The following is a 23,758-nucleotide window of genomic DNA, read 5'->3' as shown; positions in this document are numbered from 1 at the left end:
AAACCATGGGAAACATCACGCTCAAGAACGTCTCCAAATCGTTCGGGTCGACCGTCATCATTCCAGGCATTGACCTGGTGATCGAGAATGGCGAGTTCGTCGTCTTCGTCGGCCCGTCGGGTTGCGGCAAGTCCACGCTGCTGCGGCTGATCGCCGGGCTGGAGGACACCAGCGGCGGCACCATCAACATCGATGGCCGCGACGTCACCGGCGAGGCGCCGGCCAAGCGCAAGCTTGCCATGGTGTTCCAGTCCTACGCGCTCTACCCGCATATGACAGTGGCTAAGAACATCGCCTTCCCGCTGAAGATGGCGGGCGAGGACCAGGCGACCATCGACAAGAAGGTGAAGGACGCGGCGCGCGTCCTGAACCTCACCAACTATCTCGAACGCCGGCCCGGCCAGCTCTCCGGCGGCCAGCGCCAGCGCGTCGCAATCGGCCGCGCCATCGTGCGCCAGCCCTCGGCCTTCCTGTTCGACGAGCCGCTGTCCAACCTCGACGCCGCCCTGCGCGGCACCATGCGGCTGGAGATCAGCGAGCTGCACCATCAGCTCAAGACCACGATGATCTATGTCACCCACGACCAGGTGGAGGCCATGACTATGGCCGACAAGATCGTCGTGCTGAACGCCGGCAATATCGAGCAGGTCGGCTCGCCGATGGAGCTCTACAAGACGCCGCGCAATCTGTTCGTCGCCGGCTTCATCGGCTCGCCGAAGATGAACCTGGTCGAAGGCGCGCCGGCCGCCAAATATGGCGCCAAGACCATCGGCATCCGCCCCGAGCATATGCAGATTTCGACCACGGCGGGCGAATGGAAGGCCACTGTCGGCGTTGCCGAGCATCTGGGCTCCGACACCTTCCTGCATGTCCAGGCCGACGGCGTCGGCCCGCTGACGGTGCGTGCCGATGGCGAACTGGGCGTGCATCATGGCGATACCATCTACCTCACGCCCGACAAGGCCAAGCTGCACAGCTTCGGCCCTGACGGCAAGGCGATGGCGAAGTGAGGCTGAAAGGCAAATCGGCGCTGATTACCGGATCGGCGCGTGGCATCGGCAAGGCCTTCGCCGAAGCCTATGCGCGCGAAGGCGCTATCATTGCCATTGCCGATATCAATCTCGAGGCCGCGCAGAAGACGGCGACCGAGATCGGCGACAAGGCCTATGCGGTCAAACTCGATGTCACGGATCAGGCCTCTATCGATGCCGCGATCAAGGCGGTGGAGACGAGGACAGGCGGCCTCGACATATTGATCAACAACGCCGCTCTGTTCGACCTGGCACCGATCGTCGAGATCTCGCGGGCGAGCTATCAAAAACTGTTCTCGGTCAATGTCGCCGGCACGCTGTTCATGCTGCAGGCGGCGGCCCGCTCGATGATTGCGCGGGGCAAGGGCGGCAGGATCATCAACATGGCAAGCCAGGCCGGCCGGCGCGGCGAGCCATTGGTCGGCGTCTACTGCGCGACCAAGGCCGCCGTCATCTCGCTGACCCAGTCGGCCGGGCTCGACCTGATCAAGCACCGCATCAACGTCAACGGAATCGCGCCCGGAGTCGTGGACAGCGACATGTGGGACCAGGTCGATGCCCTGTTCGCCAAATATGAGAACCGGCCGAAGGGCGAGAAGAAGAGGCTTGTCGGCGAAGGGGTACCTTACGGCCGCATGGGCAAGCCGGAGGACCTCGCCGGCATGGCCGTCTTCCTGGCCAGCGACGAGGCCGAATACATCGTCGCCCAGACCTACAATGTCGATGGTGGCCAGTGGATGAGTTGAGGGGGGGCGGCCTCTGCTTCTCGTCCCTCCGCGAGGAGCAGAGGCCGATATCGGAGGCCGCATCGGCCTCGCAAGGCATAGGCCGTCCCTTACCCTCTCCCGAGAGGACGGGGCGGGCCGGAGTAACGAGGCCGAAGCCGGCCAAAGGGTAAAACAGATGACCGTGAAACTCTCGTCTTCAAACCTCTCCAGCCTGCCCGGCAATGTCGCCGGTCCGAAATACGACCGCTCGAAGCTCAAGGCCGGCATCGTGCATTTCGGCGTCGGCAATTTCCATCGCTCGCACCAGGCGGTCTATCTCGACGATCTGTTCAATTCAGGTGTTGGCCACGACTGGGCGCTGGTCGGCGCAGGCGTGTTCGAGGGAGAGAAGATCGGGCGCGGCAAGCTTGAAGAGCAGGACTGGCTGACCACGGTGGTCGAGCAGGATGAAGGCCATATGAGCGCCCGCGTCACCGGCGCGATGATCGATTTCCTGATGCCGGGCGATGCGGCCGGCATCATCGACCGGCTGGCCGACCCGGCGATCAAGATCGTTTCGCTGACCATCACCGAAGGCGGCTATTTTATCGACCCGGCCTCCGGCGTCTTCAACCCCGCCCATCCGGATATCGTTGCCGACGCGCAGCCCGGCGCCACGCCGAAAACGGTATTCGGCATCATTCTCGCCGGGCTGCTGCGCCGACGCGACGAGGGCACCGTGCCGTTCACTGTCATGTCCTGCGACAACATCCCCCACAATGGCCATGTCACCTCGGATGGCGTCATCGGTCTGGCGCGGCTGATCGACGAGGATCTCGCCAACTGGGTCAGCAGCAACGTCGCCTTTCCCAACGGCATGGTGGACCGCATTACGCCGGCCACCACCGACCGCGAGCGCGGCATCCTGGCCAAGGATTTCGGGCTGGAGGACAATTGGCCGGTGTTCTGCGAACCGTTCCGGCAATGGGTGCTGGAAGACCGCTTCACCGATGGCCGTCCGCCGCTGGAAAAGGTCGGTGTGCAGTTCGTCAGGGATGTCGCGCCCTACGAATTGATGAAGATCCGCATCCTCAATGGCGGCCATGCCACGATCGCCTATCCGGCCGGGCTGATGGACATCCATTTCGTCCATGAGGCGATGCAGGAGCCGCTGGTGCGCGGCTTTCTCGAAAAGCTCGAGCATAATGAAATCATCCCGACGGTACCGCCGGTGCCGGATACGGTGCTGGAGGACTATTACAAGCTCATCGAGAAGCGCTTTTCCAACCCCAAGATCGGCGACACCATCCGCCGGCTCTGCCTCGACGGCTCCAACCGCCAGCCGAAATTCATCATCCCGACCATCGCCGACCGCCTGAAGGCAGGAAAGGGCGTTGCCGGGCTCGCGCTGGAATCGGCGCTGTGGTGCCGCTACTGTTTCGGCACATCAGACAGCGGCGCCGTCATCGAACCCAACGACCCGAGCTGGGACCGGCTGCAGGCGACGGCAAGGGCAGCAAAGGAGGCGCCCGCCGCCTGGCTCGCCATGGAGGACATCTATGGCGATGTCGGCCGCGCCACGGCATTCGTCGAGGCCTTCGGCCATGCGCTCAACATGCTGTGGGCCAATGGCGCCCGCGCCACGCTGACGCGCTACATCGCCGGCAAGCTCTGAAAGCTATCAGCCATCATGACGCCTGAACTGGTCATTTTCGACTGCGATGGCGTTCTGGTCGACAGCGAGGCGCTCTCCGTCTCGGCGCTGCTCGGCATGATCGAACTTGCCGGAGGTGCTATCAGCGAGGACGCCGCCTACGAGCATTTCCTCGGCAAGAGCATGAAAAGCGTGCGCGAGATCCTTGCCCGCGACTTCGGCCTGGAGATCAGCGATCAGCACCTGACGGCCATGCGGGTCGACCTGATGCGAAAATTCCGTGAGGAGCTGAAGCCCATCCCCGGCGTCAAGGAGATGTTGCCGAAGCTCGGCCTGCCGTTTTGCGTTGCCTCTTCAGGCACGCTGGAGCGCATCCGCTATGCGCTCGACGTTACCGGCCTGCTCGGGTTGATGGAGCCGCATCTGTTCAGCGCCGCCATGGTCGCCAGGGGAAAACCGGCGCCCGACCTTTTCCTGCACGCCGCCGCCAGCATGCGGGTGCATCCGCGCAGATGCCTCGTCATCGAGGACAGTCCGGCCGGCGTCGCGGCGGCGCGCGCGGCTGGCATGCGCGTCCTTGCCTTCACCGGCGGAGCGCATGCCGCCAACCCCGCACTGAAAGCGCGGCTTGCGTCGAGTGAACCGGACTTTATATTCGCTGACATGCTGCAATTGCCCGATCTGATTGCAGGCCTGGGAGCGAGAGTTAGAGCATCTTGACGAAACAGTTTGTTTGCGCGGTCGATGTCGGCACCGGGAGCGCCCGCGCGGGCATTCTCGATGCCAGTGGTATCTTGCTCGGCCGTGCCGATCGGCCGATCGCCATGAACCAGCCGAAGCCCGATCATGCCGAGCATGATTCGCGCGACATCTGGTCGGCGGTCTGCGCCGCCGTGCGTGCCGCCCGCGAAAAAGCCGGCGTCGCGGCGGAAGATGTCATCGGCATCTCCTTTGACGCGACCTGTTCGCTGGTGGTGCGCGACCGGCAGGGCGATCAGCTCAGCGTTTCGACGACCGGCGAGAAGCGTTGGGATACCATCGTCTGGCTCGACCACCGTGCCATTGCCGAAGCCGACGAATGTACGGCGAGCAGCCACGAGGTGCTCAACTATATTGGTGGTGTGATGTCGCCGGAGATGGCGACGCCGAAGCTGATGTGGCTGAAGCGCAACCTGCCCAGGACCTGGAATGAAGCCGGCTATCTATTCGATCTGGCCGATTTCCTGACCTGGCAGGCGAGCGGCTCGCTGGCTCGCTCGCAATGCACGCTGACGGCGAAGTGGACTTATCTCGCGCATGAGGAAAGCGCCTGGCAGCGCGATTTCTTCGAGATCGTCGGCCTCGACGACCTTTTCGAGCACGGCAATCTGCCGGAGCGGGCCAGTCCGGTCGGCGCCGACATTGGTCCGCTGACGGTGCAAGCGGCGGCGGAGCTCGGCCTGAGCGAAAACTGCCGGGTCGGGGCCGGTGTCATCGATGCCTATGCCGGCGCGCTTGGCGTGCTTGGCGGCTTTGCCGGCGACGAGCAGGATATCGGCCGGCATCTGGCGCTGATCGCCGGCACGTCGAGCTGCGTCATGGCGATGTCGCCCGATCCGCAACCTTTCGCCGGCGTCTGGGGACCATACTATGGTGCGGCGCTGCCGAAGCTGTGGCTGTCCGAGGGCGGCCAGTCAGCCACCGGCGCACTGCTCGACCACATCATCCGCTGGCATGGCGCCGGCGGCGAGCCGGACGCCGCCATGCATGCCAAGATCGCGCGGCGGGTCGCCGAACTGCGCGCCACCGAAGGCGAGAACCTCGCCGCGCGCCTGCATGTGCTGCCGGATTTTCACGGCAACCGCTCGCCGCTCGCCGACCCGCATGCCGTCGGTGTCGTCAGCGGGCTGACGCTGGATTCCTCCTTCGACAGCCTGTGCAAGCTCTACTGGCGCACCGCCGTTGGCATTGCGCTCGGCGTGCGCCATGTGCTGGAGGCGCTGAACGAGAACGGCTATCTGATCGACACGCTGCATGTCACCGGCGGCCATACCAAGAACCCGCTGCTGATGGAGCTCTATGCCGATGCCACCGGCTGCACGGTGGTCGAGCCGCTGGCCGACGAGGCGGTGCTGCTTGGCACCGGCATGGTGGCCGCCACCGCCGCCGGGCTTTTCCCCGATCTCAACGCCGCCTGCCTTGCCATGCAGCAGGGCGGCAAGAGGCGTGCCGCCAACCCGGCAGCCGGCGCCCGCTTCGATCGCGACTACCGGATTTTCCTGGAAATGCACCGCCAGCGCCAGGCGCTTGACGACATCCGGTAGAGTGTTGGCTACTGCTTGCGCAGCGACGCGCCTGATGTCGCTTCGAACAGATGGATCGCCTCTTCCTCGAATGTGTAGCGGACAGGGGCATTCAGCGCCGGGCATTCGCGTGCCGGAACCAGCGCGCTGATCTCCTTGCCGCCGGAGCCGAATGTCACCAGCGCGTCATTGCCGTGGAATTCGATGAGATCGGCCGTGCCTTGCAATATGCCGGCGGCGGCGCCGCCGGCTGTCTTCAGGTCCGGCGGCCGGATGCCGAGCACGGCGCGGTCGCCATGCTGCAGATGGAAACCCCGGCCCTCGACCGAAAGAACCGTTCCGGCACCGGTCAACGTCCAGCCATTGCCCGAGCGGCCGACGGTCACCTCGACGAAGTTCATGTTCGGCGTGCCGATGAAGCCGGCCACGAACATGTTGGCGGGGCGCAGATAGATTTCCGCCGGCGCGCCGATCTGCTCGATGACACCCTCTTTCAGCAGCACGATGCGGTCGGCGAGCGTCATCGCCTCCAGCTGGTCATGGGTGACGTAGACGGTGGTGGTCTTCAGCGACTGATGCAGGCGCGCGATCTCGACGCGCATATGGTTGCGCAATTTGGCATCGAGATTGGAAAGCGGCTCGTCGAACAGGAACACTTTCGGCGTCTTGATCATCGCGCGGGCAATGGCGACACGCTGCTGCTGGCCGCCGGACAGCTCGGCCGGCTTGCGGCCGAGATAGGGCTCCAGCCCAAGCGTCCTCGCCACCGCGTCGACCCGCTTGCGGATCTCGGCCAAAGGCACTTTCTGGCGCCGCAGCCCGAAGGCGATGTTGTCGAAGATCGTCATATGCGGATAGAGCGCGTAATTCTGGAACACCATGGCGATGCCGCGGTCGCCCGGATCGAGATCGTTGACCACCTTGCCGCCGATCGAGACCTCGCCGCCGCTGATGTCCTCCAGCCCCGCCAGCATGCGCAGCAAGGTCGACTTGCCGCAGCCGGACGGGCCGAGGAAGACGACGAATTCGTGTTCCTCGATCGAGAGGTTGAGGTCGCGGATGACCGTGGTGGCGCCATAGGCCTTGTCGACATGGGAGCAAACGATCGCGGACATGATCATCCCTTCTCGCCCGTGAGCAGAATCTGCAGCTTGACGTCTTCCGGATTGCCTTGGGCAGCCCGCTCGAATGCCTTGATGCTGTCAGCGAAATCATAGGTGCCGGTGATCAGCGGCTTGAGGTCGACCTTGCCGGAGGTGATCAGCTGCAAGGCACGGTCGAAGATGTTGGCGTAGCGGAACACCGTCTCGATGCGCACTTCCTTCGAGATCGCCGCCGGCACGTTGAGGGCCACCGGCTCCACCGGCAGGCCGACCAGCACCACCGCGCCGCCCGGCCGCACGACGTCGAACAGATCGGCGAAGGCCTTCGGGCTGCCGCTGGCCTCGAAAACGATGTCGGCCCCCCAATTGTCGGTCGCCGCCGCGACCGCATCGACCAGCGACTGCTCGCCGATATTGACCGGCACGATGCCGGCATATTGCGCGGCGATCTTGAGCTTGGGCACGGAAAAATCGGAGATCAGCACTTTCGAACAACCGCCGGCAAGGGCGGCAAGGGCGATCATGATGCCGATCGGGCCGCAGCCGACGACGACGGCGACGTCGCCGGGGACGATGCGGGCACGGCTTGCCGCCTGCATGCCGATGGCGAAGGGCTCGACCATCGCGCCCTCGGCGAAGGAGACATTGTCCGGCAGTTTGTAGGTGAAGGCGGCGGGATGCACCGCATAGGGCGCCAGCACGCCATGCACGGGCGGCGTCGCCCAGAAGCTGACGTCGGGGTCTACATTGTAGATGCCGAGCTTGGTCGCGCGCGACGACAGGTTCGGCACGCCCGGCTCCATGCAGACGCGGTCGCCGACCTTGAACGACTCGACATTGGCGCCGGTCTCGACAATTGTTCCCGCGGCTTCGTGGCCGAGCACCATGGGTGCCCGCACGACATAGCTGCCGATGGCGCCATGCGTGTAATAGTGCACGTCGCTGCCGCAGACGCCGACCGTGTGGATGGCTATCTTGACATCGTCCGGCCCGACATCGAGCGGCAGCGCGATCTCGCGCAGCGACAGTTCGCCTTTTTTCTCAAGCACCAGTGCCCGCATCGGGAAATCCTCACATCAAGTCTTTTTTTGCCGGAAAACGGAATTCAGGAAGCCGCTGAGCACGCCGAGGAACAGCAGCGGCGGCAGCGACAGGAGCACGACCGAGGCATTGAGAATGCCCCAAGGCACGTTCATGCCTTGTTGGGAGAGTTCCGAAGCGACGATCGGCAAGGTCTTGGCGTTGGAGCTCGACAGCATCAGCGCGATCAGGAATTCGTTCCAGACCAGCACGAAGCTGAAGGCGACCGCCCCGGCCAAGGAGCGGGCGGCCACGGGCAGCGCGATGCGCCAGAACACCGAATAGGCGCCGTAGCCATCGACGAAGGCGGCCTCCTCGATCTCCTTCGGCACGCTTTGGAAGGCGGGGATGGCGAGCCACATGATCACCGAGATGGTGAGCAGCGAATAGGTGATGATCAGCGCCGGCAAAGTGTCGTAGAGGCCGACCTGCAGCCAGATCACCATCAGCGGAATGGCCACCGCTACCGGCGGCAGGAAGCGCAGCGACAGCACGAAGAACTGGATGTCGCCGGCCCAGCGGTTGGGATAGCGCGCCACCGAGTAAGCCGCCGGCAGGCCGAGCACGATGCCGATGAGCACGGCCGAACCGCAAGCGACGACCGAGTTGTAGAGCCCGGTGAGCACGCTGTCGCGGCCAAGAATATAGCCGATGTTGGCCCATGTCGGCGTGAACACCAGGCGCGGCACGCGGGTGATGATGTCGACATTGTTCTTCAGCGCATTGAGTGCCGTCCACATCAGCGGAAACACGGCCAGGAACCCAGCCAGCGCCAAAATGGCCCTGCCGATCAGTCTGCCGGGCTTCATGCCTGCACCCGCTTCCAAAGCATGGTGAAAGTGATGACCGTCGCGATCATCATCAGCACGGCCATGGCCGAGGCGTAGGAGACCTTGCCGGACTCGATGAAGCCCTGCGAGAAGGCGTACATGTCGAGCGTCTCGGTCGCCACGCCCGGTCCGCCGCGGGTCATCACATAGATCAGGTCGAAGGAGCGCAGCGATTCGATCATCTTGACGAACATCAGGCTGATCAATGGCGCCTTCAGCATCGGCAAGGTGACATAGGCGTGGATCTGCCAGCGTTTGGCATGATCGAGCCGCGCAGCTTCGATCGGCTGCGGCGGCAGGGTTTCGAGCAGCTTCAGCACGATGACGGCGAAGAACAGCCCCCATTGCCAGACATCGACCGACGCAACGGCGAACAAGGCCGTTCCCGGCTTCGACAGCGGGTCGAAGATCAGCCCGCCGGTGACGAGCCTGTAGGGATAGGTCGCGATGCCGTAGAGCGGGTGATAGGCGAACTTCCAGACGAAGGCCGCCGAGACGCGCGGCAACAGCACCGGGATGATGAACAGCAGGCAGTAGACATTGCGAAGGCGTGGGCTGGCGACCTCGAACATCAGCACGCCGAGCCCGATCGCCACCACCATGGTCGCGACAACGGTGACGATCTCCCATTTCACCGACACCCAGACCGCGTTGAGGAAGCGGCGGTCAAGGAACAGGTCGACGAAGTTCGACAGCCAGATCCAGGAATAATCGGGCGTGCTCAACTCGCGGTTCTGCAAGGCGATGACGATGGCGTAGAGCGTCGGCACCATCGACAGCACCAGAAGGATGGCGATGGTCGGAACGACGAAGGTGACAGGGAGCGACGTGCGTCGGGCCATGGGCATCTATCCTCGCTTGCGTCTCGATCGTGTCGGCATGATTTCCTCGTCGGGCAAAGTCCCCGCGGCGCGCAGGTCCCGGCATTGCGGACAATGCCGCGGACCGCGCGCCACGGGCGGGAGGATGGCTCTATTTCTTCTTCGCCAGCTCGTTGGCATAGGCCTCGAGCTCGTTGAGGCCGCCCTTGACGTCGGTACGGGTGCCGGCCACCAATTCCTCGAGGATGATGCCCCAGCGGTCGCCGAGATCGGGCCAGCGCGGATCCTGCCAGAAGTTGACCGCCGTGACCTTGCCGGTCTCGGCCAGCGCCTGGCCGAGATCGGCGCCGTAGATGTCGGCGAACTCCTTGCTGGACAGGATGCTGGTGCGGTTCAGCTCGCCGAACTGGTGGGCGTCGAGCCGGCGCTTCTCGTTTTCCTTCGACGTCGCCCAGGCGATGAACAGGCCGGCGCATTTCTTCGAGGCGTCGTCGGCATTGGCCTTCGCCGCGATGGCAAAGCCATGGCCGTAGCCACCACCGGTGAGCGGTGCCGGCGGCGGCAGGAAGCCGATCTTGCCGACCACCTGCGAGGTCTTCGGATCGACCGCCATGCCAGACAGCGGCGTCGATTCGACGAGGATGGCGACCTGGCCCGACAGGAAGGCGCCGGTCGATTCATCCCAGCTGCCGGTCTGCGTGCCGGGGGCCGAATCCTTGAACAGCTTCAGATAGGTCTCGGTCGCCTTGACGGCGGCGTCCGAATTGAAGGCCGGCTTGTCGCCGTCGAACCACTGACCGCCATAGGCCTTGAAGAACGGCATCCAGCGCCAGACATTGGCGCCCGAACCGCGTGCGCCGCGCAGTGCGATGCCGTACATGCCCTTGTCCGGATTGGTGAGCTTCGGCACGTCGGCGATCAGTTCGTCCAGCGTCTTGGGCGGCTGGATGCCGGCGGCCTCGAGCACGTCCTTGCGGTAGACCATCAGGTCGCCGCCGCCGGTCAGCGGCGCGAACCACACCTTGCCGTCATAGGTGGCGACCTTCTGGCGGCCGGGATCGAAATCGGCATAGTCATAGTCAGCCGGATAATAATCGGCGAGCGGCACGATCCATTTCGACGAGGCGAACAGAGCGACATTGGCTTCGTCGACATAGTAGACGTTGTAATTGCCAACGGTGGACGCATCGGCGCGTGATTTCGCCCGGCGGTCGTTTTCGTTCAGATAGTCGATCTGGAAGCCGGCGCCGGCGAGCTTCTCGAACTCAGCCTTGGAGTCCTCCAGAAGCGTCAGGCCGTCGCGCGGCTGCGCCAGCACCTTGACCGGCGCCGAGCAGACCGGCGCCTGCGCCAGCGCGATGGTTGATACGGTAGCGGAAAGCATGAAAGCTGCGCCCAAGCCCGCAGCGAGCCGAATTGGTTTCATTGATTTTCTCCTCCAGGAACATTCGCAGGAAGCGGAAGTCCTCGGGTCTGCGATCCTCACCATCGCCCGAGCGACATGCCACCCATCGCCAAAATGCGGAGTTCAACCGGGCCAAGCTAGAAGCCCCGTTGCAGACAACCTGTACTTTTATGCATTGTGCAGCGCAAAATTCGGTACCCTGCAACGGAGTCCGTCACATGAGTATCGATCGCAGCCAGGCTGTAGGTTTAGGGCGTGCTTATGCGCGCATCGTCAGGCGCTGGCGCGACAGCTTGCGATAGGAGGACGGCGTCATCTTGTGCTTGCGCAGGAAGGCGCGGTTGAAGTTGGAGATGTTCATGTAGCCGACCTGGAAGCAGATGTCGGTGATCGCGACATCGGTGTCGGCCAGGAGCTTGCAGGCCTGCCAGAGCCGAAGCTTGGCGAGGTGGTCACTGAAGGAGTTGCCGGTGTTCTTCTGGAAGAAGCGCGAAAATGTGCTCTCGCTCATCCCGGCGCGTTTTGCCACATCAGGCAGCTTCAGATCCTCGGCGAAATGCTGGAACAGATAGGTCAGCGTGCGCTGGATGATGTCGAGCGAAGCGGCATCGAGGACCGGCGAGAAATCCGGCGATGACAAGAGCTCGTATTCGTCGGTCCTCGCCAGGAGATCGACCAGTTCGAGGAACAGGCAGAGGCGGGCGAGCCCATGCACCGTTCCCATCCGCTCCATCAGTCCGGCGCCTTCCTGCGCCGTGCGGCCATGGAAGACCATGCCGCGCAAAGACCGCTCGAGGAACGGCTCCAGTTCGCGCAGTTCCGGCAGCAGGCCCGCCGAGCCGCGCAGCCGCTGCGCATCGAATTGCAGGACGATGTCGCGGCCTTCGATCAGCTCGCCCGGCTGCACCGCCGTCACCCAGTCATGCGGCAGGCCGCCGCCGACAATGGTCAGGTAGCCCGGCCCGAACTCGCCGATGTGATCGCCGACCAGGACCACGCCGGAGGATTTCCTAAGCAGATGGATTTCGTATTCCGGATGGAAGTTCCAGACATTGCGCTCCCAGGGGTAGTCGTCGAGCCGCCACAGGAAACTGTCACTCGCCTCGGTGACGATATGTTCGAAGGCCGGCGCTGTGCGCGGAATCGCGGCGGTGTTTTTCCTGCGCCTGAACGGCATTCAGTCCTCCCGGCCTGGTTCGCCGGCTGTTCCCATTTGCGCAACCCGTAGCAGGCTAATCCAGGCAAGTGAACGGCGCATCGGTGTCCACCGGAGCCGCTGGCTCAATGGCTGGCGGCGCCTCCTCCCTTGCCAACATGTCGCATTTCGTTCACAAGGCGACGCAAACGGCGCCATTTTGCGCTGTTGTTGTGCGGCTTCCGGCTCCTTGCCGATGCGCCGTGTTCTGAAAGAGCGGAACAATGTCTGCGATCGAAGCCGGCGCTCGCGCGCCGGAAAATCTTTGGCGTCAGGAAATCAGGGCGACGCTGGCGCTGGCCTGGCCGATGGTGCTGACCAATCTCGGCCAGACCGCGATGACGGCGACCGACGTCATGATGATGGGCAGGCTCGGGCCGGACACGCTGGCCAGCGGCGCGCTTGGCGCCAATCTCTACTTCATGCCGCTGATCTTCGGCCTCGGCCTGATGCTGGCGACCTCGCCGATGATTGCCACCGAGCTTGGCCGCCGCCGTTATTCGGTGCGCGATTTGCGCCGCACCGTGCGCCAGGGCCTGTGGCTGGCGATCCTGATCTCGGTCCCGATCTGGATCGTGCTCTGGCACGGCGAAGCGATCCTGCTGGCCATGGGCCAGGAACCCGCGCTGGCGCACCAGGCCGGCATCTATCTGCGCTGGCTGGAATGGGCTGTGCTGCCCTTCTACGGCTATATCGTGCTGCGCTCGTTCATCTCGGCGCTGGAACGGCCGGGCTGGGCGCTGATCATCGTCTTCGTCGCCGTCGCCTGCAACGCGCTGTTCAACTGGGTGTTCATGTTCGGCAATCTCGGCTTTCCGGCCATGGGCATCGCCGGCTCGGGCCTCGCCACCTCGCTGTCCAGCACGCTGATGTTCGCCGGCATGGCCGCTGTGGTGATGCTGGAGAAGAAATTTCGGCGCTACCGGCTGTTCGGCCGCTTCTGGCGGTCGGACTGGCCGCGCTTCAAGGGCCTGCTGCGGCTCGGCCTGCCGATCGCCGGCATCCTTGCCTTCGAGGTGACGATCTTCAACGCTGCGGCCCTGCTGATGGGCCTGATCGACGCGGGTTCGCTGGCCGCGCATGCGATCGCCATCCAGATCGCCTCGATCTCGTTCATGGTTCCGCTCGGCCTCAACCAGGCGGTGACGGTGCGCGTCGGCCTTGCGCATGGCGCCGGCAACCCGGAAGGCGTGTCGCGCGCCGGCTGGACGGCCTTCGTCATCGGCGTCTCGTTCATGGCGCTGATGGGGCTGGTGATGGTGCTGTGGCCGCATCTGCTGATCAGCGCCTTCATCGATCTCGCCAATCCGGCCAATGCCCGGGTGATCGCGCTTGCCGTGTCGTTCCTGGTGTTTGCCGCGCTGTTCCAGGTTTTCGACGGCGCGCAGGCGGTCGCGGCCGGCATGCTGCGCGGGCTGCACGATACCAAGGTGCCGATGATCTATGCCGCGATCGGCTATTGGGGCGTCGGCCTGCCGCTCGGCGTGCTGCTCGCCTTCCATTTCAGCTTCCACGGCGTCGGCATCTGGATCGGCCTGTCGACGGGGCTGGCCGTGGTGGCGGCGCTGCTCCTGACGCGCTGGCTGCGCCGCGACCGGATCGCGCCGCCGCTTGCCTTCGGGCATTGAGACGGGAAAGCCGTCGCTCGCTTCATTCGTCTTGTCCGGACGGATGAGATCTGAGATAGGCGATGATATCCGCGCGGATTTGCTGATCTCCTATCGACATTCCCATCCGTGACCCGGGCAGGAATTGCCCGGGGCCGGACAGCCAGCTGTCGAGCGACTTTTCCGACCAGACGAATTGTTTTTGCCGCAGCGCCTGGCTGTATTGAAATCCGGCAACCGATCCCACACGCCTGCCGTAGACATCGCCAAGGCGAGGGCCGAAGCCGTTTCGCGCAATCGAATGGCAGCCGGTGCAACGGTCCTCGAAATACCCACGCCCGCTGGTGGCATCTCCCTTGGGCGGGGTGACAGATGCCGCCCGGGCAACAGTCAATACTGGCGCAGCGGTGGCCAGCAGCAGGACCACAAGCGCGGCAGACCGGCCCATGGCATATCGAACCCCGCTCGTCTTTGCGTCGTCTTCCCGGGAATCCATGGAACAGCGCCCTGGATCTCCCGCAGAGCGTGACACGCGGCTGGACGCCGAAAGGAAACCTCGGCAATTGCGCGCAAGGAAAGAAGGCAAAGACATATCGTACAACCAAATGTGAGGGTTCATCATGTTATGTAACGTGATAAACCCTCACATTTATGGCGTCAAGTGCTCAAGGCGCGACACGCTTCACTGCTTCAGGACGGCCAGGAAATCGGGCACGTCCTTGAGTGCTGCCGCGCGGGCTGCCGGATTCAGTCCGGCATGGGCAACGCCGTCGCCATTGGCCGTGTAGGCCAAGCCATGCAGTTCGTGCAGGGTCTGCGCCTCATTGTCGAAATCATGATAGGCGCCGGGATAGAGGATGAGCTTCACACTGTCGGGGTTGGCGTCCGCCAGCGCCTTGCACGGCGCGGCCGGTGTCCAGTCGTCCGCCTCGCCCATCACGATCAGCAGCGGCACGCGGGTTTCCCAATCGCCCTTCTCGACCGGAGCCGTACAGCCCGGGTAGAAAGCGACCGCCGCGCGGAAGTCCGGCGAACCAGCCTTCGGTCGATCCTTCGGCCGGACCGTATAAAGAACGGTCGAGCCGCCATTCGACCAGCCGAGCAAGGCGATGGCGGCAGGCTTCACATCGGCCAGCGTCTGCAGATAGCGGCGGGCGGTGTTAGCGTCCTCCACCCGCTCGCGATAGGGTTCGACGTCGCGGTCGCCGTTCTTGCATTGCGGGCCCAGGCCGCGCGAGCCGAAACTGTCCGGAAAGATCACGACATAGCCGAGCGCGGCCAGGCGCCGGCCCCAATCGGCATGGCGCGGGCTGAGTTCCGCGCCGTTCTTGCTGCTCCACAGGCCGCTGCAGCCATGCATGGCCACGACCGCCGGAAACGTCCCTTGCCCCTGCGGCCTGAACAGCATCGCGTCCAGCGTCGCCGGCTCGTTCTTGGCGTCGGCCGCAATGCTGACGCGATCGGGTTCCTGGTCGGCGGCCGCGGCCGGCTGTGCCATCCAAAGGGCAAACAGGCCTGCCAGCGCGACAAGATATTTCGTCTGCATCGCCAAAGCGCCCCCCTCCCGAAAGCCGTTATGCTCACAGTGAGGCGCGGCACGGCTTACCGCAAATCACGGTTGCGTGGCGAAGAGACCGGCCAGGCCAAAATCGCAAGATCGGTCGAGCGCGACATATCTGGTAGCGCCTATCTGGTGCTGCCACGGAGGAAGAGACGGTGAAGGCGGTGCTTGAAAACTACCATGCCCGAATGCAGCGGGTGCTGGACCACATAGACCAGCATCTGGACGACGATCTGGGCCTGGAAGCGTTGAGCGGCGTCGCGGCGTTCTCGAAATTCCATTTCCACCGGCAGTTCATGGCCACCTTCGGGCTGTCCGTGCACCGCTATGTCCAACTTGCCCGCATGAAGCGCGCTTCGCACAGGCTTGCCGCGAGCGACGCCCAGAGCGTCACCGATATAGCGATGGATGCCGGCTACGACGCACCGGATGCCTTCGCCCGCGCCTTTCGGCAACGGTTCGGACAGTCGCCTTCGTCGTTTCGGAAATCTCCCAACTGGGGGGCGTGGCTCATGGCCTTCGGGCCTTTCGACAAAGCAAGGAACACGCTCATGCAGATCATCTTCGAACCCGAAGACGTGACGATCCGCGATGTGCCGCCCACACCGGTGGCGATCATGGAGCATCGCGGCGACCGGGCGACACTCCAGGACACCATCCAGCGGTTCATCGCCTGGCGCAAGGCGGCAGGCTTGTCGCCTCAGACAAGCCCGACCTTCAACGTCTTCCGTTCCGAAAGGGAGCCCGCGATCGCGGCTGACTACAGCATGGACATTTGCGTCGGGACCGATCAGCCGATCGATGAGAATGACGGGCAGATGAAGGCCGGCGTGATCCCCGGTGGACGTTGCGCGGTGCTGCGCTACCCCGGCAACACCAACAATCTCGAGCCCGCCGCACTCTACCTTTATCGCGAATGGCTTCCGGCCAGCGGCGAGGAAGTGCGCGACTTTCCGGTCTATTGCCAGCGCCGGGTCTCCCCCTTAGCGGAAGGGTCGCTGCACGAAGTGGTCGTTGAGCTCTTCCTGCCCCTGAAATAGCGCTTGGGGATAGCGGCTTGTCCCTTCCGATCGCGAGAGGCGGACAAGCCGTTGTCTACTCCACCTCGGTTGTTCCGCCTGGATCTAGCGGGCAGCTGCTCGCTTTTCGAGCGAACGGGCATATTGCGTCAGCGGGAAGCACATGAGGAAGAAGATCAGCGCCACCAGCCCGTAGACCTTGAACGGTTCGAAGGTGGCGTTGTTGATGGCGTTGGAGGTCCGCACCAGCTCCTCGAAGCCGATGATCGAGGTCAGCGCCGTCGATTTGATCAGCTGCACCAGGAAGCCGACCGTCGGCGCGCGGGTGATCGAGAATGCCTGCGGCAGGATGATCAGCCTGAGCTCCTGCAGGTAGTGCAGGCCGAGGCTGGCGCCGGCGTCCCACTGGCCGCGCGGCAAGGCGTCGACGCCGGAGCGCCAGATCTCGGCAAGATAGGCGCTGGCGAAGAAGGTCAGGCCGAGCACCGCCGCGGTCCAGGGTTCGATGCGCAGACCGAGCATCGGCAGGCCGAAAAACATCAGGAAGAGCTGCATCAGCAGCGGCGTTCCCTGGAACAGGGCGATATAGCCGGAGGCAATGCGCCGGCTCCATTTATGCTTGGAGATCCGGAAAAACAGCACCGCCATGCCGACCAGCGCACCGCCGGCGAAAGCGGCCAGCGACAACAGCACCGTCCAGCGTGTGGCGAGCAGAAGGTTGCGCACGATGTCCCACAGAGTGAACTCGATCATGACACGCCCGCTCCAAGCGCGCGGCGCCCGCCGGTGACCAGGAGCCGGCGCAAGGCCATCGACATTGCGAGGTAGACCAGCGTCACGACGAGATAGGTCTCGAAGGACCGGAAGGTGCGTGCCTGCAGCATGTCGGCCTCATAGGTCAGCTCGCGCACCGCGATCTGCGACACCACGGCCGATTCCAGCATCATGATGACGATCTGGCTGGTGAGCGCGGGATAGATGATCTTGAGTGCCTGTGGCAGCACGATCTTGATGAACACCTGGCGAGGCCTGAGCCCCAGAGCCAGGGCGGCTTCCGTCTGCCCGCCCGGCACGGCATCGAGCCCGGCGCCGACGATCTCGATCGTGTAGGCCGCCATGTTGAGCGTCATCGCCAGCATGGCGGCCAGGATCGGATCGAGCCTGATGCCGAGGCTGGGCAGGCCGAAGAAGATGAAGAACAGCTGCACCAGGAACGGCGTGTTGCGCATCACCTCGACATACCAGGCGATGGCGTGACGCAGCAGCACGGGGCCGTTTCGTCGTCCGGCGGCGCCCAGGATGCTGAGCAGCGTGCCGGCCAGCGTGGTCACGGCGATCAGCAGGATCGTCGTGGCCGCGCCGTGGGCGATGTCGCCCAAAGCACCGGGGAGCCAGGCAAAAGCCACGGCAACTCAGTCCTTGAGGTTGTCGGGGTTGAGCGGCGTCTTCAGCCAGGCTTTCGAGCTTTCGTCCAGCTTGCCGTCGGCCAGCATCTTGGCGATGGCGTCGTTGACCGCCTTCTTCAACCCTTCCTCGTTCTTGTTGAGGCCGATATGCGAGGGCGAGGTCAGCAGTTGGAACTTCTGCTCCGGCTTCAGCGCATCCTGCTTGGCCAGCACCTGGGCGCCGACGTCGTTGCCGACGACCATCAGCTGGGTCTGGCCCGAGATGAAGGCCTGGATGACCGAATTGTAGTTGTCGAAGCGCTTGATGTCGGCCGAGGGGGGTGCTGCCTCGGTCAGCGAGGTGTCCTCGAGCGTGCCGCGATTGACGGCGATCGACTTGCCGGCAAGGTCTTCCTTGCCTTTGACCGACATCGCCGCCGGACCGATCACCGCGATGTAATAGGGCGCGTAGGCGGCGGCAAAGTCGATGACCTGCTCGCGCTCCTTCGAGTAGCCGACGCTCATCAGTATGTCGACGCGATGGTCGTTGAGATAGGGGATGCGGTTCTGGCCGGTGACGGCGACTGGATTGAGCTTCACCTTGAGCGTGTCGGCAATGTATTGCGCGACGTCCATGTCGTAGCCCTTGAGGCTCATATCGGCGCTGGCCGAGGAGAAGGGCGGGAAGTCGGCGAAGACGCCGACATTGATGGTGCCGGCCTTGGTGATGTCAGCCAGCGCGTCGGCGTTGGCGGCCTGGGTAGCGATGCCGAGGCCGGCGGCGCCCAGCACCAGGACAGCGGCGATGGATGATTTCAGTGTCGAGTGGATTGTCATTTTTATTCCCCTTCTGGAAGCTTTTGATTGTTTGAGCCGGCTGCCGGCTCCAGCGCGGCGGCCGCCTTTTCGTTTGAGGTGTCAGGCGCCCTTGCCCGTAATGGCCGGGCTGAACACCATCAGGCTCAGAATCTCGAACAGCACCTGCGCGCCGGCATGCGCGGTGTTGGTGGTGGCGTCATATTGCGGTGCCACCTCGACGACGTCGCCGCCGACGATGTTGAGGCCCTTGAGGCCGCGCAGCAACTCCAGCACTTCGCGCGTCGTCAGGCCGCCGACTTCCGGCGTGCCGGTGCCCGGCGCGAAGGCCGGATCGAGGCTGTCTATGTCGAAGGAGACATAGGTCGGGCCGTCGCCGACGATCTTGCGCGCCTTCTCGATGATGGCGGGAATGCCGAGACCGGTCACCTCCTCGGCGTGCACCACGGTCATCCCTGACTCGTAGGTGAACTCCCACAGATATTCGGCCGAGCCGCGAATGCCGATCTGGATGGTGCGCGTCGGGTCGAGCACGCCGTCGAGCACCGCGTTGCGGAACGGACCGCCGTGATGGAACTTGGTCATGTCGAACAGGCCGCTGGTGTCGCAATGGGCGTCGATGTGGATGAGGCCGACCGGGGCCTTCTTGCCGACAGCCTTCAGGATCGGGTGGCTGATCGAATGGTCGCCGCCGACCGAAAGCGGAATGACGCCTGCATCGACGATCTGGTTGGTGCGCCGCTCGATGTCCTCATGGCTGGTCTCGAGCCGGTAGCGACTGCGGAATGGCGTGTCGCCGATGTCGGCAACGCGAAGCTCATGCGTCGGCGCGCATTCGAGCACATGGTTGTAGGGGCCGATGCGTTCGATGGCGCGCAGCGCCCTCGGCCCGAAGCGCGAGCCCGGCCGGTTGGTAACGCCCAAATCCATCGGCACGCCGATGATGGCCACCTGCAGGTCGCCGAAATCCGGGTTCTCGGCAGCGATTTCGCGGTAGGGCGCGGCGAGGAACGTCGGGATGCCGGAATAGGGCGCAAGCCTGGTGCCCGACTTGGAAAAGATCTTGTCGGCGACCTTGCGGAATTTCGGATCGAACATCTCGCCGCCATGGCTCTCGCCATATTTGCGACGCAACGCGTCGAGCTTGCCGCGATCGTATCCCATATCCGCTTCTCCTCGGCTGATGCAGTGCGGCCGTCGGCGATTTCAAACGAACCGACCGTCATCCGGCCGGGTCGCTGTCCCGCTGGCTGCCCGCAGATTTCACGTCTTGGTGTTATGTCGAGCCGAAGTGTCCGGCAGCCCGATTGAAAAAGCAATTGATATTGTTAGGGTGTTTTCTGTGAGAAAATCTCACAAAGAAGTCGAGTATCCATGGTCAAGCGCCTGCCACCCCTGAACCCGCTGCGCGCCTTCGAGGCAACGGCGCGCCATGGCTCGCTGACCAAGGCGGCGAGTGAGCTGAATGTCACGCATGGCGCCGTCAGCCACCAGATAAAGGCGCTGGAGCAGTCGCTCGGCGTCAAGCTGTTCGAGCGCGTCGGCCAGCGGGTCAGGCTGACGCCGCATGGCGCGGAGCTGTTGCCGGCGGTATCGACAGCCTTTGACGGCATCGCCGCCGCCACGCAGCGGCTGACGCGGCCGGCCAGCAGCGGCGCGTTGTCGGTGTCCTGCGTGCCGGCCTTGCTGCTTTTGTGGATGACGCCGAGGCTGGGCAGCTTCACTGCGCAATATCCCGACATCCAGCTGACGCTGATTCCCTCCAACGACCCCAGGGATATCCGTGCGCCGCACATCGATGTCTGCGTGCACTATGGCGATGGCAGCTGGGCCGATTGCTGGATGCGCAAATGGTCAGGGCTGGAACTGTTTCCCGTGGTCAGCCCGACCTTGATCAACAACCGACCGATCCGCAGCGTCAGGGACCTTGCCGACCACGTCTTCCTGCATGGCGACGACGGCCGCGAATGGCACACCTGGCTGGCGGCCGCCGACGCGCTGGACCTCGAGCGCGGCCGCCGCCATCATCTGGGCGACGCGCGCATGGCGACAGAGGCCGCGGTGCACGGCCACGGCGTGGCTCTCGGCGATTCCGTCACGGCAAGCGCGCTGCTGGCCAGAGGCATGCTGGTGGCGCCGTTCAGTCTTTCAGTGCCGGCGGTCGATGATTTCTATGTCGTCTGCCGCAACGAGATGCGCACGACGCCGATCGTGCAGGTGTTCATCGACTGGCTGTTCGCCGAGAAGGCCGGAGATGACGGCCGTGCTGACGCCCCGGTCGCCGGCCGCATCATCAGCCGCCGCAAGCGTCCGCAACTCAAGGTCATCGGCGCGAAGGCCGCGAGCTGAGACCGGCGGCTCATGGCCATGCGCAGGCCGTTCTTTTTGTCGGGCCAGCCTGAAAGCGGGCAGCGTTTTGGCCAATTCGATGCTATGAGGCCTGTCGCGGTTGTGGATGCAGGCAGCGAAGGCGGCGTTGAAACATGGCTAAAACCGATATTGCGCGGCGTGTCTACAATCACACCTGGAAGCTCGACCCGATCGTGCGCAGCCTGCTCGACACGGACTTCTACAAGCTTTTGATGCTGCAGATGATCTGGGGCATGTACCCCAAGGTCGATGCCACCTTCTCGCTGATCAACCGTACCACCTCGGTGCGGCTTGCCGACGAGATCGATGAAGGCGACCTGCGCGAACAACTCGACCATGCCCGCACCTTGCGCTTCTCCAAGAAGGAGATGATCTGGCTCGGCGGCAACAATTTCTATGGCCGCAAGCAGATTTTCGAACCGGAGTTCCTCGCCTGGCTGGAAGGTTTCCGGCTGCCGGACTACGAGCTGTCCAAGCGTAACGGCCAGTATGAGCTCTCCTTCAGCGGTCCGTGGATGTACACCACGCTGTGGGAAATCCCAGCGCTCGCCATCATCAACGAACTGCGCTCCCGGGCCGCCATGCGGGCCTTCGGCCCCTTCGCGCTCGATGTGCTCTATGCCCGCGCCAAGGCCAAGATGTGGGCCAAGACCGAGCGGCTGAAGGCACTGCCCGGCATCCGCATTTCCGACTTCGGCACGCGCCGGCGCCATTCCTTCCTGTGGCAGCGCTGGTGCGTCGAGGCGCTGAAGGAAGGCATTGGCGAGGCCTTCACCGGCACCTCCAATGTGCTTTTGGCCATGGACAATGACCTCGAAGCGCTCGGCACCAATGCGCATGAACTGCCGATGGTGTTTGCCGCCCTGGCCAATTCGGAGAGGGAACTGAAACAGGCCCCCTACAAGGTGCTGCAGGACTGGCAGCGCTATTATGGCGGCAACCTCTTGATCGTGCTGCCCGATGCCTTCGGCACCGCCTCCTTCCTGCGCGACGCGCCGGACTGGGTGGCCGACTGGACGGGCTTCCGCCCCGACAGCGCGCCGCCGATCGAGGGCGGCGAAAAAATCCTGTCCTGGTGGCGCGAGAGGGGCAAGGACCCCAAGCAGAAGCTGCTGATCTTCTCCGACGGTCTCGAAGTGGAAACCATCGAGGAGACCTACCGCCACTTCAAGGGCAAGGTGCGCATGTCCTTCGGCTGGGGCACCAACCTGACCAATGACTTCGAAGGCTGCGCGCCGACCGAAACCAACAGCCTCGACGCAATATCGCTGGTCTGCAAAGTGACGGAAGCCAATGGCAGGCCGGCGGTGAAGCTTTCCGACAACCCGGCCAAGGCGACGGGAGACGAGAAAGAGATCGAGCGCTATCTCAGGATTTTTGGCGAGAAGGACCGGGTGGAGCAGTTGGTCAAAGTGTGAGGCTGACCGGTGCTTCGCGCATCGCTATACGAGACGGCAAAGTTGGATAGGTCGAGTTCCTTGGGGAGCCTTCCTGCGAAAATTGCGCTCCCATGCCTCATCGCCCTGCTAGCCCTCCCCACCCCCGCCTTCGCCCACGCCTCCGACCGTGGCCACGTCCTGCTTTTGCCAACCGGCTACTACCTCCTCGGCGGCGCGTTCGCCGTTGCCGTCAGCTTTCTCGTGCTGGCACTGCTGCCTGCGGCCGCCCTCGACCGTTTCTGGCGCCGACGCCTGCCGCTGTTCACCCTCGGCAACAGCGCCCGCACCGCTGTCAGCCTGATATCCTTTGCCGGCTTTGCAATTCTCGTCGCTGCTGGCCTTTTCGGCAGCCGCGACCCGCTCTCCAACCCGCTGCCGCTGGTGATCTGGACGCTGCTGTGGGCTGGCGTCACCCTGTTGCAAGGCGTCTTCGGCGATCTCTGGTCATGGCTGAACCCTTGGTATGGGCCGTGGCGTGTCGCCTCGCGTGCGCTCCGCACGGGCGATGAAGGGCCATGGCGCCTCCCCCGATGGCTCGGCTGCTGGCCTGCCGTCATCCTGTTCTTCGCCTTTGCCTGGTTCGAACTCATCGATCCGGCGCCCGACGACCCGGCACGGCTCGCCTTTGCCGCCGCCGCCTACTGGCTGTTCGCCTTTCTCGCCATGCTGGGGTTCGGCTACCGCGACTGGAGTCGTAGCGGCGAGTTCCTGACCGTCTTCTTCTCGATGGTGGCACGTTTCGCGCCGGTCGAGCGCGACGAGCAAGGCCGGCTCGCACTGTGCTGGCCGGCCGCCAAGCTGCTGGCGGCAGAGCCATTGCCGCCCAGCGGCATCGCCTTCCTGCTGCTGGCCCTGTCCTCGGTCTCCTTCGACGGCCTGTCGAAGACCTTCTTCTGGCTCGGCCTGTTCGGCGTCAATCCGCTTGAATTCCCGGGCCGCACTGCCGTGATCGGCAGCGGCAGCCTTGGGCTCGTTCTGACATTCGTGCTGCTGGCGGCGGTGTTCCTTTTCGCGGTCTGGCTCGGTCAGCGCCTGGCCGGCAGCGGTCAGCCACTTGGCCAGGCTGCCGGACTGCTGGTGTGGTCGATCGTGCCGATCGCGCTTGCCTACCAGGTCGCGCACTATCTGACGGCGCTGCTGGTCGACGGCCAGTATGCGGCAGCCTCCCTGTCCGATCCGTTCGCGCTGGGCTGGAACCTGTTCGGCACCGCCGACATCGAGGTCGAGGCCGGCATCGTCGCCGGGGCGGAGTCGGCCTGGTGGCTGTGGAACATCCAGGCCGGCGCCATCATCCTGGGCCATGTGCTCGCCGTGCTCGTCGCGCACGGCTTTGCCTGGCGCCTGCATCCGCAGCCTGCCCGCGCCGCGTTCAGCCAGTTTCCGCTCACGCTGCTGATGATCGCCTACACCGTCTTCGGCCTCTGGCTGCTTGCCACGCCAACGGTTGGATGAC

General features: G+C 64.2%; 22 protein-coding genes. 10 read left to right on the top strand and 12 right to left on the bottom strand.

What is annotated here, in order from left to right:
• Positions 1-5 precede the first annotated feature (5 nt).
• From ACWGS8_RS18970 to ACWGS8_RS18950, 5 genes are all read left to right on the top strand, one after another.
• Entirely contained in the window at positions 6-1,010 is a 1,005-nt protein-coding gene (locus ACWGS8_RS18970) for an ABC transporter ATP-binding protein (protein WP_454582361.1), read from the top strand.
• Positions 1,007-1,777: an L-iditol 2-dehydrogenase gene (locus ACWGS8_RS18965; protein ID WP_454582360.1), complete on the top strand. Its 771-nt coding sequence runs from the start codon at positions 1,007-1,009 to the stop codon at positions 1,775-1,777. Before ACWGS8_RS18970 ends, ACWGS8_RS18965 begins: the two co-directional genes overlap by 4 nt.
• Positions 1,778-1,934: 157 nt before the next feature.
• Positions 1,935-3,413, top strand: a complete 1,479-nt coding sequence (locus ACWGS8_RS18960) for a mannitol dehydrogenase family protein (RefSeq protein WP_454582359.1) — start codon at positions 1,935-1,937, stop codon at positions 3,411-3,413.
• A 15-nt stretch (positions 3,414-3,428) separates the two neighbouring features.
• Positions 3,429-4,112 carry an HAD family hydrolase gene (locus ACWGS8_RS18955; protein WP_454582358.1) on the top strand — a complete coding sequence of 228 codons (684 nt, stop codon included), beginning with the start codon at positions 3,429-3,431 and terminating at the stop codon, positions 4,110-4,112.
• Positions 4,109-5,695 carry an FGGY-family carbohydrate kinase gene (locus tag ACWGS8_RS18950; protein WP_454582357.1) on the top strand — a complete coding sequence of 529 codons (1,587 nt, stop codon included), beginning with the start codon at positions 4,109-4,111 and terminating at the stop codon, positions 5,693-5,695. Before ACWGS8_RS18955 ends, ACWGS8_RS18950 begins: the two co-directional genes overlap by 4 nt.
• An 8-nt stretch (positions 5,696-5,703) precedes the next feature.
• Here ACWGS8_RS18950 and ACWGS8_RS18945 read toward each other — a convergent pair whose 3' ends face one another.
• From ACWGS8_RS18945 to ACWGS8_RS18920, 6 genes are all read right to left on the bottom strand, one after another.
• Positions 5,704-6,789, bottom strand: a complete 1,086-nt coding sequence (locus ACWGS8_RS18945) for an ABC transporter ATP-binding protein (RefSeq protein ID WP_454582356.1) — start codon at positions 6,787-6,789, stop codon at positions 5,704-5,706.
• Between the two features lie 2 nt (positions 6,790-6,791).
• Positions 6,792-7,838, bottom strand: coding sequence for an NAD(P)-dependent alcohol dehydrogenase (locus ACWGS8_RS18940; protein ID WP_454582355.1), 1,047 nt, complete (start codon positions 7,836-7,838; stop codon positions 6,792-6,794).
• 15 nt (positions 7,839-7,853) lie between these two features.
• Entirely contained in the window at positions 7,854-8,666 is an 813-nt protein-coding gene (locus tag ACWGS8_RS18935; RefSeq protein WP_454582354.1) for a carbohydrate ABC transporter permease, read from the bottom strand.
• The gene (locus ACWGS8_RS18930) at positions 8,663-9,529 is read right to left on the bottom strand and encodes a carbohydrate ABC transporter permease (RefSeq protein ID WP_454582353.1); all 867 of its coding nucleotides are present in this window, start codon (positions 9,527-9,529) and stop codon (positions 8,663-8,665) included. Before ACWGS8_RS18930 ends, ACWGS8_RS18935 begins: the two co-directional genes overlap by 4 nt.
• A 130-nt stretch (positions 9,530-9,659) precedes the next feature.
• On the bottom strand, positions 9,660-10,934 hold the full coding sequence (locus tag ACWGS8_RS18925; protein WP_454582352.1) for an ABC transporter substrate-binding protein: 1,275 nt from the start codon (positions 10,932-10,934) through the stop codon (positions 9,660-9,662).
• Positions 10,935-11,172: 238 nt separating this feature from the next.
• A complete protein-coding gene (locus ACWGS8_RS18920) occupies positions 11,173-12,090 on the bottom strand; it encodes an AraC family transcriptional regulator (protein ID WP_454582351.1) in 918 nt (305 codons plus the stop codon).
• A 242-nt stretch (positions 12,091-12,332) separates the two neighbouring features.
• Between ACWGS8_RS18920 and ACWGS8_RS18915 the strand changes: the two genes are divergently transcribed.
• The gene (locus ACWGS8_RS18915; RefSeq protein ID WP_454582350.1) at positions 12,333-13,736 is read left to right on the top strand and encodes an MATE family efflux transporter; all 1,404 of its coding nucleotides are present in this window, start codon (positions 12,333-12,335) and stop codon (positions 13,734-13,736) included.
• A gap of 22 nt (positions 13,737-13,758) precedes the next feature.
• Here the strand turns inward: ACWGS8_RS18915 and ACWGS8_RS18910 are convergent, their stop codons facing one another.
• The gene (locus ACWGS8_RS18910; RefSeq protein WP_454582349.1) at positions 13,759-14,211 is read right to left on the bottom strand and encodes a c-type cytochrome; all 453 of its coding nucleotides are present in this window, start codon (positions 14,209-14,211) and stop codon (positions 13,759-13,761) included.
• 186 nt (positions 14,212-14,397) lie between these two features.
• The gene (locus ACWGS8_RS18905) at positions 14,398-15,261 is read right to left on the bottom strand and encodes a dienelactone hydrolase family protein (RefSeq protein WP_454582348.1); all 864 of its coding nucleotides are present in this window, start codon (positions 15,259-15,261) and stop codon (positions 14,398-14,400) included.
• A 170-nt stretch (positions 15,262-15,431) separates the two neighbouring features.
• On the opposite strand from ACWGS8_RS18905, the gene ACWGS8_RS18900 reads away from it, so the two are divergent.
• Entirely contained in the window at positions 15,432-16,316 is an 885-nt protein-coding gene (locus ACWGS8_RS18900) for an AraC family transcriptional regulator (protein ID WP_454582347.1), read from the top strand.
• Positions 16,317-16,400: 84 nt separating this feature from the next.
• On the opposite strand, the gene ACWGS8_RS18895 is transcribed toward ACWGS8_RS18900, so the two are convergent.
• From ACWGS8_RS18895 to speB, 4 genes are all read right to left on the bottom strand, one after another.
• On the bottom strand, positions 16,401-17,048 hold the full coding sequence (locus ACWGS8_RS18895) for an amino acid ABC transporter permease (RefSeq protein WP_454582346.1): 648 nt from the start codon (positions 17,046-17,048) through the stop codon (positions 16,401-16,403).
• The gene (locus tag ACWGS8_RS18890) at positions 17,045-17,701 is read right to left on the bottom strand and encodes an amino acid ABC transporter permease (RefSeq protein ID WP_454582345.1); all 657 of its coding nucleotides are present in this window, start codon (positions 17,699-17,701) and stop codon (positions 17,045-17,047) included. The genes ACWGS8_RS18895 and ACWGS8_RS18890 overlap by 4 nt, the downstream gene beginning before the upstream one ends.
• A 6-nt stretch (positions 17,702-17,707) precedes the next feature.
• Entirely contained in the window at positions 17,708-18,517 is an 810-nt protein-coding gene (locus ACWGS8_RS18885) for a transporter substrate-binding domain-containing protein (protein ID WP_454582344.1), read from the bottom strand.
• Positions 18,518-18,598: 81 nt separating this feature from the next.
• Positions 18,599-19,660 (bottom strand): agmatinase, encoded by a 1,062-nt coding sequence (gene speB / locus ACWGS8_RS18880; protein WP_454582343.1) that lies wholly within the window; start codon positions 19,658-19,660, stop codon positions 18,599-18,601.
• Between the two features lie 210 nt (positions 19,661-19,870).
• Here speB and gcvA point away from each other — a divergent pair, with 210 nt between their 5' ends.
• The 3 genes from gcvA (at position 19,871) to ACWGS8_RS18865 (ending at position 23,757) form a co-directional block, all read left to right on the top strand.
• Positions 19,871-20,845 (top strand): transcriptional regulator GcvA, encoded by a 975-nt coding sequence (gcvA, locus tag ACWGS8_RS18875; RefSeq protein ID WP_454582342.1) that lies wholly within the window; start codon positions 19,871-19,873, stop codon positions 20,843-20,845.
• 134 nt (positions 20,846-20,979) lie between these two features.
• Positions 20,980-22,284 carry a nicotinate phosphoribosyltransferase gene (gene pncB, locus ACWGS8_RS18870; RefSeq protein ID WP_454582341.1) on the top strand — a complete coding sequence of 435 codons (1,305 nt, stop codon included), beginning with the start codon at positions 20,980-20,982 and terminating at the stop codon, positions 22,282-22,284.
• 60 nt (positions 22,285-22,344) lie between these two features.
• Complete coding sequence (locus tag ACWGS8_RS18865) at positions 22,345-23,757, top strand: hypothetical protein (protein ID WP_454582340.1); 1,413 nt, start codon at positions 22,345-22,347, stop codon at positions 23,755-23,757.
• The last annotated feature ends 1 nt before the right edge of the window (position 23,758 follow it).

It is taken from the genome of Mesorhizobium sp. 43Arga, from assembly GCF_053714255.1.
Note: the sequence above shows the minus strand (reverse complement) of the source record. Positions and strands in the feature narration are given on the sequence as shown.